The organism is Arcobacter sp. CECT 8985 (assembly GCF_004116495.1).
Taxonomy (GTDB): Bacteria; Campylobacterota; Campylobacteria; order Campylobacterales; family Arcobacteraceae; genus Malaciobacter.
In genome coordinates this window covers 1-15,398 of the sequence record NZ_PDKC01000045.1, presented here as the reverse complement: position 1 = coordinate 15,398, position 15,398 = coordinate 1, and the positions used below count along the sequence as shown (strand labels likewise).

The following is a 15,398-nucleotide window of genomic DNA, read 5'->3' as shown; positions in this document are numbered from 1 at the left end:
AACTCTCACTTATTCCTTTCGGCCTCAGCGAATTTGGACGGGAATTATAGTATCTTTTTTTACTTTTGTCAACACTTACACCTTAATATTAACTTAAATTTTTTAATTCTTTATACTCTCCCTCTTTCCCTTCTCTTTCTTTTGCCTTTTTTATTACTTTCCTCTACTTCTTATTACCTTTTTTTACTACTTTCTATTTCTTCATTTGTGGTATTTTTATTTTAAATTGTGCACCTTTATAAACTATTCCATTATAAAGATATCTTCTATTTTTTACAATCAATTTACCATTCATATGTTTTGAAACAATATCTTGAGTCATATATAGACCAATTCCTGTTCCTTGTGATTTATGTTTTGTAGTAAAATATGGTTCAAATACTCTATCAATTATATTTTCATCAATTCCACCGGCATTATCTTTTATAATTATATTTAAGTAATCATTTCTCATATAAATATTAATAAATATTAATTTTTCTTTTAAGTTATCATTTAACTCTAAAGCATCTTTTGCATTATTTAATATATTAATAATAACTTGTACTAATTCACTATCCAATCCAATTGCATACTTATTTTCTATATTTTTAATAATTTTAATTTTTAATGATTCAAATTTATATTTTATTATATTATAAGTCTTGCTATATAACTCTATTATATTAAATTCTACAATACTCTTATTTGGTTCATAAAAATTTCTAAAATCTTCAATAGTTTTAGATAAATGCTGCGCAGTCTCATTAATACTTTCCATTGATTCTAATAACTCTTCATCAGTTAAAATATCAGCATTTTTTTTAAGTTCTATTCCACTTGCAGTTGTAGATATAATTGATAATGGTTGTCTCCATTGATGTGCAATATTCTCTATCATTTCACCCATTGCTACCATTTTAACTTGTTGGGAAATTAATTTATCTTTTTCTCTACTATTTTCAACTTCAATTTTTATTCTTTTTTCTAAAGACTCATTTAGTTTTGTTAATTCTTTCGTCTTTTCATCTACTTTTTCTTTTAATACACTATTAACTTTATTTAGTAATCTTTGTCTATACATAATAATTGAAAATACAATTATAAAAAATAGTAATATTTTCATTATTAAAGAATAATCAAAACTTTTTTTATATAAAACAGATATCCATTTATTTAAAATTTGTTGCTTATCATAGTCATTTATATATCTAATTGACTTATTTAAAATATTTAATAAAAAATTATCACTTTTATCTATTGCAAAATATAAAGGTAAATTTTTATTTAATTTTCCAGATATTTTTAATTTTGTTAGATAATTACTTTGTATTTCTTCTGACATTCTAGTAATTGTATCAATTTGTGCATATAATTTATTTTTAACTACTTTATCAAGACCTTCTTTTAAATTTTTTGTTTTTTCAATATTTAATCTTGGATAATACTTTTTAATAAAACTTACAAAATGTTTATCACCTACAATACCTATTTTTTTATTTTTTAAAGAATTTATATTACTAATAAATGCTACATTCTCTTTTGTTGCAATAACAAGCGGTACATTTACATAATCATCTGTAAATAAAGCTTCTTTTTTTAATAATTTTGATTTATATATTGTTGGTAAAATATCACATCTTTTGTTTTTAAATTTTTCAAAAGATTTATCATAACTAGTTGAATTTATTATATTAAAATCTAAACCACTATTTTTTTCCAATAATTTAATTAGATCATTAAATATTAAGGAAATTTTTCCACCATTATTATTGGCTAATGAAATATTTGGATTTAAACAAATATTTATTTCTTTTCTATTTTTAATATATGATTTTTCACCTTTAGTAAATAAATTATACTTATTATTATAAATAAAACTTGAAACATTAATTTGTTTTTTTGTTAATCCCATAACATTATATAAATCATAAATTCTTTGTACTTTGTCTAATTTAATGTTTCCTAGTGTTTCATTGTTATAATAAGCAAGCTTTTTTAATTTTTTGGCTTCAAATATTAACTGCTCAAGTGTTAGATGTTGTTCATTATATTTATTATAAATTAATTTAGCAGTCTCTTGTATATGAGAAAAGGCATATTGCCAGCCTTTTAATGATGCATTTTTAAAATCGATTACCCGCTGTTCATGATTTTTAATCTCTTTGCTATTTGTAAATAAAAAATCACTATACATATCAAAACCATAATCTTTAGGATAAAATATATTATATTTAATTTTCATTTTATTTAGTAGATATGGGGATTTAGAAATATATGCAGATATTATGTCAGTTTTTTTATTCACTAAATCCATAATATTGTGAGTATGTTTTAAAAAAGTCATTTTACTATAATCAACATTTTTTGAAGTAATCATAGCTTTTATTGATACTTCAGAAGCATCATCTCGCGTTGTCATTATTCTTTTATTTTCAAAATCTTTAATTTTATTAATATTTGAATCTTTTAAAGATAATAATATTAAAGGAGAAGCTTGAAATAAAGCATATAAAGCAACAATATGTTTTCCATTACTTTTATCCAATAATAGAGTCTCTCTACCAACTCCAAAGTTTGATTTTCCTATATTAACTTCATTTGGAACATCTACTCCAAAATTGAATTTTTTAATGTTAACATCTAAACCTACATCTTCGTAAAAGCCCTTCTCTTTGGCGATATAATAACCTGCAAACTGGAATTGACTAAACCAAGATAATTGTAATGAAACTCTTTCTAAGTCTTTAGAAAATAGATTTGTTGAAAAAAAAGTATAGAATAATATGATTAAATTTATTTTGATTATAAATTGCAATTATCTGCCTTTTTAAATAATTGACAATAGTATATCTTTTTATGATTAAAAGTAAAATAAGAAAGTGGATGGGGTAGCAGGATTCGAACCTGCGAATGACGATACCAAAAACCGTTGCCTTACCACTTGGCGATACCCCAATAATTTGAATGGAGCTGGTGAAGGGACTCGAACCCCCGACCTGCTGATTACAAATCAGCTGCTCTAGCCAAGCTGAGCTACACCAGCATTCAAATTGGTGTCAAGAGAGAGACTTGAACTCTCGACCTCCGGCTTATGAGACCAGCGCTCTAGCCAGCTGAGCTACCTTGACATATTAAAATTTGAATTTATAATTGGTTGCGGAAGATGGATTTGAACCATCGACCTTCGGGTTATGAGCCCGACGAGCTACCTGACTGCTCTATTCCGCGATATGAAATGGAGCGGGAAACGAGACTCGAACTCGCGACAATCTGCTTGGAAGGCAGAAGCTCTAGCCAACTGAGCTATTCCCGCATAAACTAAAAATTTAAGTGGAGCGGGAAACGAGACTCGAACTCGCGACAATCTGCTTGGAAGGCAGAAGCTCTAGCCAACTGAGCTATTCCCGCATTAAACTTAAAATTATAAATATTAAAATTAAAATAATGGAGCGGGAAACGAGACTCGAACTCGCGACAATCTGCTTGGAAGGCAGAAGCTCTAGCCAACTGAGCTATTCCCGCAAATGGTGGGTCATGGAGGACTCGAACCTCCGACCACTCGGTTATGAGCCGAGTGCTCTAACCAGCTGAGCTAATGACCCTTTTCCATTATATGTTTAATTTTAATGTGGCGGACAGGGAGGGATTCGAACCCTCGGTACCGTTGCCAGTACGCTTCCTTAGCAGGGAAGTGGTTTCAGCCAGCTCACCCACCTATCCGTATGTTCAGTTTAAAACTCTTTGTCAAAAACTGGACGAGAATTATAATGCGTACTGACTTAAAAGATACTTAAAAAAAAAGTATTTGGAAATATTTTTGTAAATTCGGTAACTCTAAATATTATTAAGTATTTTATTTACTACTTCTTTTGGTTCAATTGATTTATATATTGGCCTACCAACAACTATAAAATCAACTATTTCTTCTTTTGCAAAATTTAAATCTGCAACTCTTTTTTGATCTTGACTATCTTCACCAAAAGGTCTAATTCCTGGACATAAAGTAATAAAATCATCAGAAGTACATGATTTTATGTCTTTACTTTCATGGGCAGAACATACAACACCATCAATTCCAGAATCATAAGCATCAATTGCAAATTTTCTAGCTTTAGTATCTATATCTTCATTATAAACTGCTCTAAAATTATCATTATCAAATGAAGTAAGTGCAGTTACTGCTAAAACTATTGGTCGATTTGGAACAGCTTTTATTCTCTGCATTACTGTTTTCATAGCAATTTGTCCAGCACTTGCATGAACATTAAACATATCAACAATCCCAAAATTAGCAATTTCAAATGCTGCATCTGCCATTGTATTTGGGATATCATAAAGTTTCAAATCTAAGAAGAGTTTAAAATTATTATTTATTGCTTTTAATTCTTCTAAAAACTCTTGACCATCTCTAATAAAACTTCTAAATCCAACTTTTAACCAAAGTTCATCATTAATATTAAGTTTATTTACTTCTTTTACTAATTGAATATTTTCTTTTGCAGTAGGCAAATCTAATGATATACAAAGTTTCAAAGCACTACCTTTTTACTTTATCTAATACACCATTTATAAATTTAGGTGCACTATCACTTGCTAATCTTTTAGAAAGTTCAATTGCCTCATTTATAATTATTGGTTTATCTAAATTTTCAAATAATATTTCATAAACAGCTAATCTTAAAATTGATTTTTCAACATTTCCAAGATCAGATAATAATCCTTGATTTAAATGCACTTGAATCTCTTCATCAATTTTTTCTAAATTATCTATTACGCCATTAAAAAGATTTAAAGCAAAATCTTTTTGCTTATTTCTAATTTTTCTATCTTCAAGAATCTCATCAACAAATTTTATGATTCCATCATTTCCTAGATCTACTGCATATAATAACCCAATTACAGATTCTCTTGCTTGCGTTCTAGTTGCCATTATTTTCCTAACTCACTATATAAATCTAACATTTCAATAATTGTTACCATTGCTTCTGAACCTTTATTCCCAACTTTCGAACCTGCTCTTTCTATTGCTTGTTCTATTGTATCAGTTGTTAAAACGCCATTTGATACAGGCTTTCCATATTTTAAAGTTACATTTGCAATGCCTTTAGTAGCTTCAGCTGAAATATAATCAAAATGAGGTGTTGCACCTCTAATTACTGCACCCACACAACATACAGCGTCATATTTTCCACTTTCTAATGCTTTTTCTAATGCAAATGGTATTTCAAATGCTCCTGGAACTAATAATAAATCTAAGTTATCTTCATTTCCACCATGTCTTAAAAATGCATCTTTTGCACCTTCTACTAATCTATCAGTAATGATATGATTAAATCTTCCATTAATAATAGCAACTTTTTCATCACCATTTAGTCTTAATTTACCTTCTATAACTTTCATTATTACTCCATTATTTAATAATATTAATTATTTAATTCATTTATTTTTGCGATTATATCTAAAAAATGATTAATTACAAAAAGCCTAAATATTTATTGCATCTTTTATTGCAAATATTTCATCAACTGTTTTATATAATTTACTAATTTCTAACATATTAGGTCCATCACTTTTAGCAATTGAAGGATCAAAATGAGTTTCAAAGAAAAATCCATCAACTCCAACACTAGCTGCAGCTCTTGCCATATAAGGAACAAAATCAGAGTTTCCACCTGTTGTTCCTCCAGAACTTGGAATTTGAACTGAATGTGTAGCATCAAAAATAACAGGGGCATACTCTCTCATCAAAATTAAATTTCTCATATCTACAACTAATGCTCCATATCCAAATGTATTTCCTCTTTCACAAAGCCAAACTCCATTATCTTTAGAAACTTGATAATTAATATCTTTTATACCTCTAGTTTCTAATACTTTTTGAACTGGGTGTTTCATTGAATCTGCTGCAAGGAACTGGCCTTTTTTAATATTTATTTTTGCATTAGTTTTTGCAGCTTCTACTAAAAGATCAGTTTGTCTACATAAAAAAGCAGGTATTTGTAAAATATCAACAACCTCAGCAGCAGGCTTTGCTTGATAAGATTCATGAATATCTGTAATAAGTTTGTATCCAAACTGTTTTTTTACTTCTTGAAAGATTTTTAATCCTTCATCCAATCCAGGACCTCTATAAGAGTGTAAACTAGTTCTATTGGCTTTGTCAAAAGATGCTTTAAAATAAAATTCAACTCTTTTATTTTCACTAAGTGGTTGCAATTTTTCTGCTATTTTCATAACTGTATCCCTATCTTCTAATACACATGGTCCTGTTAAAATAATCATTTAAATCCTTTAAAAATTGTTCTTTTTTCTTTTCCTGTTAAAGCATAATAAAATTCATATATATTTTGAGCAATATACTCTATATCATTTTTTGCATGTTTATCACATGCAAATAAAATTTTATCACCTATATGTAGTTTATAATCCCATTCTGGCAATAAAAAATCTTCATTATTTCTTACTAATAGTAAAGGAACTACATTATTAGTTTGTTCTTTATTATGTAATGATACACTAAATATATTTAGAGTTAACTCCTCTTTAGTTTTTAAATACCTTACAATTTCATATGCTTGTTCAGTATCTATTTCTAATTCAAATAATAATGGATTTTCATTTACTCTTTCAAATAATCTTCTTACAAGTTTTGCAGCCCATGGTTCATCATTATTTGCAATTTTTCTTATAAAAATATCAGATAATGGATTTATCAATGCATTTGTAGTTTTATTGATCAATATATTTGATGGTGTAAAAATATGATCAATATTTGCACTTTCAAAAATTGAAAAATCGTCCATTTCATTTTGTCTTGCAATAGTCATAATCTTTGGATTTAATTTTTTTGCTGTAGCTAAAATTGATAAATTTGTAGTATCATTTCCTGTTGCTGCAATTATTGCAATTGAATCTGTTATTCCTATTTGCAATAAAGTATCTTTATCATCTGCATCTGCATATGTAATCATAGCATCTTTGTCATCTTTTATAATAAGTTGCTTATTTTTATCAATTTCAATAAAATGAGCTTCAATATTGCTCATTTTCAATCGTTCATAAACAGTCTGACCCATTCTTCCAAAACCACAAAAGATATATTTTCCTTTAGGGAAAAGAGGTAAAGATGAATTTAAAGTATCAACTTTATATAACCATTTTTCAAGTTTTAACAAGTTTGGTGCATTAATTGCCATATTAATTTCATTTGAAATTATCAAAAATGGATTTGCTACAATTTCAACATTTAAATCTTTTAAATTCTCTGTATGATTTTCAGTTGTAGATTTTATAGCTAATTTAACATTTTTATTTAAAAGCTTTGAAGTTAATGCTATTCTTAAATTTAAACTATCATCTTCAAAAAGAGCAACTAAACCTTTACAATTTTGTTTTTTAATTCCTGCTTCTTCTAAAGAAGTTGAACTATGTGCATCAGCAACTAATAAAGGTACTGTAGGAGTAAAATTTTCTAAAAGTAAATCATTGCCTCGTTCTTCATTCTTTTCAATTACAACAGTTCTGATATCTTGATTTATTGCTCTTTTTATAATCTCACTTGTTATTTGATTATAGCCAAGTATAATAATAAATCTTTGTTTTATTCCTTTTATTTGCCTTCTAAATCTACTTTTTTCAATTTCTTGTAAAAAAAGTTTATCTTGAAGTAGCCTAACCAGTGATCCCACTCCATAAAACCAACCTATTACTGTAATATAAACAGACATACTTACCCAAATTCTTTGAGCATATGTAAATTCATATGGGCTTTCACCAAAACCTATAGTTGTTGCCATATAAGTTACAAAATAAAATGCATCAAAAATTGACATATGATATGGATGCCCACTTGCATCCTTACCTTCAATAATTAATAATCCAATAATTGCAATAGTGTATGCTGCAATAATAATTAAAAAAGGCATTCTCATTCTATATAGAATGATAAAAAGTGAACTATTTTTCACCTATAATCCCTTTTATCTTTTTGATTTAATTGTTTCACCAATATATAAAGTAACTGATGTAATATTAGCTAATAATGCTCCACCTGATAAAGATATAATCATTCCAACAATCTCTTTATCAAGACTATAAGCATATTGGGCAACTGTCCAAATTGTTGCTGCTGCAATTAATTGGATATCTGCAACTAATGATGTAGCTAATAGTACAGAACCCATTTGAGTTTTATCACCAAGTTTTAATGTTGTTGCAATAATATTAATAATAATTGCAGCAAACAATTCATATTTACTATGCATTTCTAAAGAATCCATATCTCCATAAAAAAAACCAAAATTAATTGTCATTGCCAATATAATAAAAAACCCTGCTATTACTTTATCTAAGTTCATGAAACTCGTCCTCTTTATCTTTACCTATATCAAGTCTTCTTTTAAATACTTTATCAATATTATCATGCACTTTCCCATCTTTATCTAGGAAAATCAATCTATGTCTGTTTAATTTATTTATATTACTTAATCCCATAACTGCTAAAAGACTTTTCACACCTTTTAATAAGTTATTATGGTAATCTCTTACGTATTTTGAGTGTTTATAAACAAAATATTTTTTTCTTTTACTTTTATTTTGAGTTGCTAATCCAACGGGACATTCATGACCATTTGTACCAGAACAATATCTTGCTCTAATACACCCCGCACTCATCATAAATCCTCTTGCAATTTGAATAAAATCTGCACCTAAAGACATCAAAATTATTACATCATCAGGAGTTAAAACTTTTCCACTTGCCACGATTTTTATTTTGTCTCTTACGTTATATTCTGTCAAAATTTTATCAACTAAATAAATTGAATCTCTTACATTAAGTCCTATTCTTTCCATCATTTCAATTGGGGCAGTTGCAGTTCCTCCACTTCCACCATCAATAGATATAAAATCAGGATAAGCGCTATTACCCTCTTTAATTCTTTTTTGAATCTCTTTTGCATATGGCTCAATATTTTCAATATCAGAAATTACTATTTTTACACCAACTGGTTTTTCAGATAATGATTGAAGCCTTCCAATAAAATCAAATAGTTCTTCAACACTATTTGCATAAGGAAATCTATTAGGTGAAAAAAGATCTTTATGAACTTCAACATTTCTATAATATGCAATTGCAGGACTAACTTTGTCTGCAACTAACTTTCCACCAGTTTGTTTTGCACCTTGAGCCATTTTAATCTCTGTCATTTTACAAAATCTCATTGTTTTTTGATATCTCTCAGGATCAAAATTACCTTCTTTATCCCTTGCTCCGTATAAGCCTGAACTCAATTGTAAAATTATATCAGGCATATCCTCAGGTACTTCACTTGGAAAATTTTCCAATGGAGCTTCCCAGTTGGGTCTATGAAATGTTTCAGTTTTTAAATCAAAAACGTAAGTTTCTGCTTCTGGATCTTTTTTAAAAACTAAACTTCTATATGCATCTGCTGCCATTGCACCATTAAAAAGTTTTTGAACAACTTTCTTTATAAGTCTTTGAAAAGTAGTACCATGAACTTCTTTCATATATTCAGGTTTATAATTTCGATGTGTTACAAAAAAGTTTGAAGTTAATCCACCTTCCCCTGAATTAATAGGGAATGCCCCCATAAATGCTCCACGAACAAAAGCTCTTGTACCTTCTGGAGATATTGATCCATCACTCATTGCACTTCTTCCAATGATAGATTTTGCATGATAAGGATATTTTCTATTTTCACCAAATGTTATTTCAAAATGAGGGTCAACTTCATTTTCATTTAAAACAATATTTGCATGTCTTAACATAAACTTTGGATTTGGTAAAGGTTGAGAAGGAGAAAAAGAAGCATAATTAGGAAGATCCCTTGCTGCTTTATAAACCCAATCAAGTTTATCTTTAGACTCATAAAATTTTTCATCCCCAAAATATTGTCTAAAGGGCTCCCTAAACTCTTCAAATACATATCTTAATCTACCTATTATTGGATAATTTACCAACAACTGATGATCTCTTTGAACATATTTATCATGAATATACCATGCAATAATCACAATTACAAAAAGCGCAATCATAATGTCAATTATTATTACAATGTCGTCCATACTAATCCTTTTTTAATGAAACTAAAAATCCACTTATTACTATTAAAAGTATACCTAAAATAATCCAAATATCAGGGAATGTATCACCAAGAATAATTCCTAAAATTATCGAAAATGCAATATTTGAATACGATATTGTACCAATAATTCCGGCTTTTGCACAAGAATATGCTTTTGTCATATAAATTTGTGCATATGTTGCAAATAATCCCAACATTACAATATAAATTATATCTTTTGTTCCTGGCATTTGAAATTTTGCTAACATAAAATCCAAATTTGCATTTGTATAAAATTGGCCAATTAGCATTAAAATTAAAGGACCAATTGTTCCTATTCCCATAAAGGATAGAACTATAGTTCTACCATCATAATATTTTCTTAACTCTCTAATTGAAGTATATGCCAAAGCAGCACCAACCCCACACAAAATACCTAACCAATCTGTTTTATCTAAATTACTTCCATCAAATTTTGTAATAAACAATATTCCAATAAAACCAACAAAAACACCAATCCAACCTTTAAATCCAAGTTTTTCTTTTACAAAAATATATGCAAAAATGGCAGTAAAAATTGTTGAAGTTCTAGAAAAAGTCATTGCTTCACCTAGTGGAATTTCTGATATGTTGTAAAAAAACATTAATAATGCTAAAAATCCAATTGTTCCTCTAAAAATTAATAAAAATGGTTTTCCACCTGCTTGTTCTAAAGGTTTTTTATAAATTGAATAAAGTATTATTGCTACGCCAAATACATTTCTAAAAAATACTACTTCAACCGAACTCATTGAATCACTAAGCTCTTTTGCACTAGCACCCATAAATGCAAATAACAATGAAGCTATTAACATATACTTTATTCCTGATGAGACATCTTCTTTCATTAACCATCCTAAGTAAAAAGCAAAATTCTAATAAGATTATGATTAAAATACCTTTATTATTTATACATATGTTTATATGCTAATCTTTTTAGTATTTATTTGCTAAAATATTCTCAAATATACAATTAATTAGATAAAACTTAGGAAAAGAATGAAATACTTAAAAATAACAGGAAAGACTAAACTACAAGGAGAAATTAAAATCTCTGGGGCAAAAAATGCTGCACTTCCACTTTTAGCTTCTACAATTTTGGCTAAAAATGATATTGAAATAGGCAATTTGCCAAATGTAGTAGATATAAATACATTATTAAAATTATTAGAAAAATTAGGTAGTTCATACTCTAAAGATAAGAATAGAATAAAAATTAACACTTCTACTATAAATAATACAAAAGCGACATATGATATTGTAAAAACAATGAGAGCATCAATTCTAGTTTTAGGACCTTTACTAGCAAGATTCGGACATTGTGAAGTTTCACTTCCTGGTGGTTGTGCAATAGGACAAAGACCCGTTGATTTACATCTTAAAGCTTTAGAACAAATGGGTGCAACAATAGAAATTAAAAAAGGATATATTCAAGCTACTTGTGAAAATGGCTTGAAAGGAACAAAAATTGTATTTGATAAAGTTACAGTAGGTGGAACTGAAAATATTATAATGGCTGCAACATTGGCAACAGGGAAAACAACAATAATTAATGCAGCAAAAGAGCCTGAAATAGTTCAATTATGTGAGGTTTTACAAAATGCAGGAGTTGAAATTACAGGAGTTGGTTCATCAAAAATTGAAATTGAAGGTACAGATGGAAAGTTACTTGATTTTAAAAACTTTGATATTATTCCAGATAGAATTGAAGCAGGAACATATTTGTGTGCAGCAGCAATTACAAATTCTAAAATTACAATACAAAATGTTATTCCTTTACATCTTGAAGCTGTAATATCAAAACTTGAAGAGATGAATTTTGAAATTATCCAAACAGAAGATTCTTTAACAATTTTGCCAACAGAAGAGATTAAACCTGTAAATATAATAACTTCTGAATATCCTGGTTTTCCTACTGATATGCAAGCTCAATTTATGGCTTTGGCAACACAAGCAAATGGTGCAAGTACAATCGATGAAAGGCTTTTTGAAAATAGATTTATGCATGTTAGTGAACTGTTAAGACTAGGTGCAGATATTCATCTAAATGGAAATATAGCAACAATAAATGGAAGTGGAAATAGTTTAAATGGTACAGATGTAATGGCAACAGATTTAAGAGCTTCATCTGCATTAGTTTTAGCAGCACTAGTTGCTCAAGGTGAAACAAATATTCATAGAATTTATCATTTAGATAGAGGATATGAAGATCTAGAAGGCAAATTAAACAAGATTGGTGTTAACATAAAAAGATTCGATGAATAGAAGGATTATTAACATGAAATTAGAAATATCACTTTTTAAATTTGATTATAAGTCAGATTATATACCATATTATAAAAAATATTTATTAAATATAAAAGAAGAAAGAAATTTATTGGATATTTTAAATACTATAAATATACAAGAAGAATTTCAATATGAAAAAGATGAGAATACTCAAGTAGTTATAAATAATTTAGTAATAGATTGCGATACAGCAATTGATGAAATTAAACAAAACTTTGGTAATGAATTAACAATTGAACCATTATCAAAAAGAAGAGCTATGACTGACTTAGTAATTAATGATGATGACTTTTATGATAGATTGGAACTATTTGATGCTTATATTAATGATGATGATAAGAGTTATTATAAAACATTAAAAAAATATTATTATGCATCAAATACATTAAATTTTGAAAAAAATTATATTGGGGATTCTTCTATCTTATTTGCAGACTACTTAATAAATAAATACAATAAAAATAAAAGTAATATTTTAAATATTATAAAAAGTTATCCAAAAGGCATAGAATACCACACAAGTTTAAATAATAGAATTTTTAATATAGATCATTCAATTGAAAATAAAATATTAAATTTAAAAAAAGAACTAAACTTATTAAAAAAAGAGTCCCAACAAAATTTCAAAGTTAATAAAAAAACCAATATTGATTTAAAAAATTTATCTGATTTACCTACGTTTATAAAAAATAGTTTTAATAATTTCAATATTGCATATTATGGAGAAAACAACAAATTTATAAAAGATTATTTAAATAAATTAGATTGTAAAATTATTGATCTTGAGTCAAAAGATTTTGATTTAAATAAAACATCTTTTCATAAAAATAAAGAATTGACTTTTAAAATTGCAGGTGAAATTATTCAAGAAGCTTATGATAAAGGAAGTGACTTTATCATTGTAAATGATATTAATGACTTTTTTATATTAGATTACAATAGAAAAGAGTTAAAAAAACAGATTAAAAGAGAAATTGATTTGCCAGTTTTGCATCTACATGAATTAAATTTACTAGTAGAAGATAAAATTGAAGAAGCTAGTTCTCTTTTAAAAAAACATTCAATTAATCCAAAGTTGGTTTAAAATGCATTTAGATTTAAATTTCATAATTTGTGGAATAATAATAATTTTATTTTTAATTCCTTTTTATATTTATAGAAAACAGGTTTATAAGTTATTTTCTAGAAATGGAGATTTTAATACTTTTATTAATGACGTAAAAATTCATTTAAAAGATACTTTTCCTAATATAAATTTTGAATATGACAAAATTATTGAAGCAACAAAAAATGAAAAAGATATAAGTAGAAGAGAAATATTAATAATTGAAGATTTAGTTTCTCAATATGTAGAATTTGATTATAAGCTTGACACTCAAAGTTCTATTGATAAAAATTTACTTTGGAAAAATTATGAAGAAGGTTGCATACCAACTAAAGATAAAAAACCAAATGATTGGCTAAAAAGGAAAGATTTAACTTATAGAAGAGATAATTGTAGATGCAAAAGATGTGGACTAAAAATAGAGTTAAATGACGCTTTTGCTACTTTAATCAGATCTATAGAAAATGGTGGAGGATATAATTTTGAAAATCTTATTACTCTTTGTTTTGATTGTAATAAAATTTGTTCAGAAGATAATGAGAATAAAAATCCTAAGCATCCTATAATTGAAGAGGATTTACTTAAAAAAGTTACATAACTAAATACCTAATAACTCTTTAACTCTTTGTTTATGTAGCTTTTTATATTTTAATTCTTTATCTTTTTTGTTTTTTATAATGGTTTTTGATATTAAATTATCTTCTAAACTCTTTAATTTTGACAATTCATTTCTTATATATGTCAAATCTTTTGATTTAGGTACAATATAAGGAGTAATTACAACAACTAAATTTTTTTCTATGTTTTTTTTATTTTTATATTTGAATAAATTACCTAAAATTGGTACACTTGAAAAAAATGGGATATTTTGATCTGTTTTTTCAGATCTGTTTTCTATTAATCCTCCTAAAATCACACTCTCTCCATTTTTTATAATTACGGAAGTATTAATCTGTTTTTTTGTCGTATCTGGCTGTTTATTTGTGGTACTATTTTGTATACCTTCTAAAATAGCATTTATATTTAATCTTACTTTATTTATATTTTCTGATACTCTTGGTTTCACATCTAATTTCAATCCTATATCAGTTCTCTCATAAGAGTATGAAGTATTTCCTCCTGTAGTAACAGTTGAATCTGTTTGTAAGGATATTGTTTCTCCAATATAAATAGAACTTTTCTTGTTATTAATACATAAAATTGAAGGTTCAGAAACTATTTTTAAAGCATAATTTTCTTGAAGTAAAGATAATGTAGCAGCAAGGGATAATGAAGATTTCAATGTTGGAATAGATAAACCAATACTTGACAAATCAAAATCATTTGGCACCTTAGAGTTTAAATTAGAAGCTAACGTATAAATTCCACTGTTATTTGTCTTACCTGAGAGTAATCCATATTTAAAACCAATTTCTTTTACTAAATTTCTATTTAGTTCTACAATTTTTGCTTTTAGATATATTTGAGTTTCATCTTTATCTAATTGGTGAATTAAATTATCTATTAAAACTATTTGTTTATTATTTCCTATTAATATAATTGAATTAGAATCAATATCTAATGAAGCAAATAAGTTTTTTATTTTGTTTTTTAAAAGATAATCATTTATTATCTTAATAATATTTTTGCCTTCACTATTTTTCAAGGATATTACTTTGGATAATTTTTTAGTATTATTTTTATCTATATCTTTTATATATCTATAAATATTTTTTAAATCATCACTTTTACCAATTAATGTGATTGAATTGTTTGTATTCATTTTTAAAAAATCGACTTTTTTCAAAAAATTGTTTTTACTATTTTTTAAACTTTCATATAGTTCATTTACATCAATATTTTTTAATACAATTGTTTTAGAATTTACAAAATTTTTTTGTTTCTTTATTATTTTGTAA

Annotated in this window: 13 protein-coding genes and 9 tRNA genes; 3 read left to right on the top strand and 19 right to left on the bottom strand. The window is 26.8% G+C overall.

Annotated features, from left to right (window positions below; translation table 11 throughout):
* Positions 1-193 precede the first annotated feature (193 nt).
* The 18 genes from CRU93_RS13190 to CRU93_RS13105 all read right to left on the bottom strand — a co-directional run bounded on the left by CRU93_RS13190 (position 194) and on the right by CRU93_RS13105 (position 10,954).
* Positions 194-2,797, bottom strand: a complete 2,604-nt coding sequence (locus CRU93_RS13190) for an ABC transporter substrate-binding protein (protein WP_129104658.1) — start codon at positions 2,795-2,797, stop codon at positions 194-196.
* 65 nt (positions 2,798-2,862) lie between these two features.
* Positions 2,863-2,937 (bottom strand) — tRNA-Gln (locus CRU93_RS13185).
* 10 nt (positions 2,938-2,947) lie between these two features.
* Positions 2,948-3,025, bottom strand: a tRNA-Thr gene (locus CRU93_RS13180).
* An 8-nt stretch (positions 3,026-3,033) separates the two neighbouring features.
* A tRNA-Met gene (locus CRU93_RS13175) sits at positions 3,034-3,110 on the bottom strand.
* A 23-nt stretch (positions 3,111-3,133) separates the two neighbouring features.
* Positions 3,134-3,210 (bottom strand) — tRNA-Met (locus CRU93_RS13170).
* Between the two features lie 8 nt (positions 3,211-3,218).
* A tRNA-Gly gene (locus tag CRU93_RS13165) sits at positions 3,219-3,295 on the bottom strand.
* An 18-nt stretch (positions 3,296-3,313) separates the two neighbouring features.
* Positions 3,314-3,390, bottom strand: a tRNA-Gly gene (locus tag CRU93_RS13160).
* Between the two features lie 37 nt (positions 3,391-3,427).
* Positions 3,428-3,504, bottom strand: a tRNA-Gly gene (locus CRU93_RS13155).
* A gap of 3 nt (positions 3,505-3,507) precedes the next feature.
* Positions 3,508-3,584, bottom strand: a tRNA-Ile gene (locus tag CRU93_RS13150).
* A gap of 27 nt (positions 3,585-3,611) precedes the next feature.
* Positions 3,612-3,702 (bottom strand) — tRNA-Ser (locus CRU93_RS13145).
* Between the two features lie 114 nt (positions 3,703-3,816).
* The gene (gene pyrF / locus CRU93_RS13140) at positions 3,817-4,515 is read right to left on the bottom strand and encodes an orotidine-5'-phosphate decarboxylase (RefSeq protein ID WP_129104657.1); all 699 of its coding nucleotides are present in this window, start codon (positions 4,513-4,515) and stop codon (positions 3,817-3,819) included.
* Between the two features lie 4 nt (positions 4,516-4,519).
* On the bottom strand, positions 4,520-4,912 hold the full coding sequence (nusB, locus tag CRU93_RS13135) for a transcription antitermination factor NusB (protein ID WP_129104656.1): 393 nt from the start codon (positions 4,910-4,912) through the stop codon (positions 4,520-4,522).
* Positions 4,912-5,382, bottom strand: coding sequence for a 6,7-dimethyl-8-ribityllumazine synthase (gene ribH / locus CRU93_RS13130; RefSeq protein WP_129104655.1), 471 nt, complete (start codon positions 5,380-5,382; stop codon positions 4,912-4,914). The genes nusB and ribH overlap by 1 nt, the downstream gene beginning before the upstream one ends.
* An 84-nt stretch (positions 5,383-5,466) precedes the next feature.
* Entirely contained in the window at positions 5,467-6,264 is a 798-nt protein-coding gene (kdsA, locus tag CRU93_RS13125; protein WP_129104654.1) for a 3-deoxy-8-phosphooctulonate synthase, read from the bottom strand.
* Complete coding sequence (locus CRU93_RS13120; protein WP_129104653.1) at positions 6,261-7,949, bottom strand: TrkA family potassium uptake protein; 1,689 nt, start codon at positions 7,947-7,949, stop codon at positions 6,261-6,263. Before CRU93_RS13120 ends, kdsA begins: the two co-directional genes overlap by 4 nt.
* Positions 7,950-7,961: 12 nt before the next feature.
* On the bottom strand, positions 7,962-8,339 hold the full coding sequence (locus CRU93_RS13115) for a DUF6394 family protein (protein ID WP_129104652.1): 378 nt from the start codon (positions 8,337-8,339) through the stop codon (positions 7,962-7,964).
* On the bottom strand, positions 8,326-10,068 hold the full coding sequence (locus CRU93_RS13110) for an FMN-binding glutamate synthase family protein (protein WP_129104651.1): 1,743 nt from the start codon (positions 10,066-10,068) through the stop codon (positions 8,326-8,328). Before CRU93_RS13110 ends, CRU93_RS13115 begins: the two co-directional genes overlap by 14 nt.
* Before the next feature lies 1 nt (position 10,069).
* Positions 10,070-10,954 carry a DMT family transporter gene (locus tag CRU93_RS13105; RefSeq protein WP_129104650.1) on the bottom strand — a complete coding sequence of 295 codons (885 nt, stop codon included), beginning with the start codon at positions 10,952-10,954 and terminating at the stop codon, positions 10,070-10,072.
* 151 nt (positions 10,955-11,105) lie between these two features.
* On the opposite strand from CRU93_RS13105, the gene murA reads away from it, so the two are divergent.
* Genes murA through CRU93_RS13090 form a run of 3 tightly spaced genes read left to right on the top strand, consistent with a single transcriptional unit; the run spans position 11,106 to position 14,098 of the window.
* The gene (gene murA, locus CRU93_RS13100) at positions 11,106-12,371 is read left to right on the top strand and encodes a UDP-N-acetylglucosamine 1-carboxyvinyltransferase (RefSeq protein WP_129104649.1); all 1,266 of its coding nucleotides are present in this window, start codon (positions 11,106-11,108) and stop codon (positions 12,369-12,371) included.
* A gap of 13 nt (positions 12,372-12,384) precedes the next feature.
* Positions 12,385-13,479 (top strand): DUF5644 domain-containing protein, encoded by a 1,095-nt coding sequence (locus CRU93_RS13095; RefSeq protein ID WP_129104648.1) that lies wholly within the window; start codon positions 12,385-12,387, stop codon positions 13,477-13,479.
* Position 13,480: 1 nt separating this feature from the next.
* Positions 13,481-14,098 carry an HNH endonuclease gene (locus tag CRU93_RS13090; RefSeq protein ID WP_129104647.1) on the top strand — a complete coding sequence of 206 codons (618 nt, stop codon included), beginning with the start codon at positions 13,481-13,483 and terminating at the stop codon, positions 14,096-14,098.
* On the opposite strand, the gene CRU93_RS13085 is transcribed toward CRU93_RS13090, so the two are convergent.
* Positions 14,099-15,398: type II secretion system protein GspD (locus CRU93_RS13085; RefSeq protein ID WP_129104646.1), on the bottom strand; the 1,300-nt coding region annotated here is incomplete at its 5' end.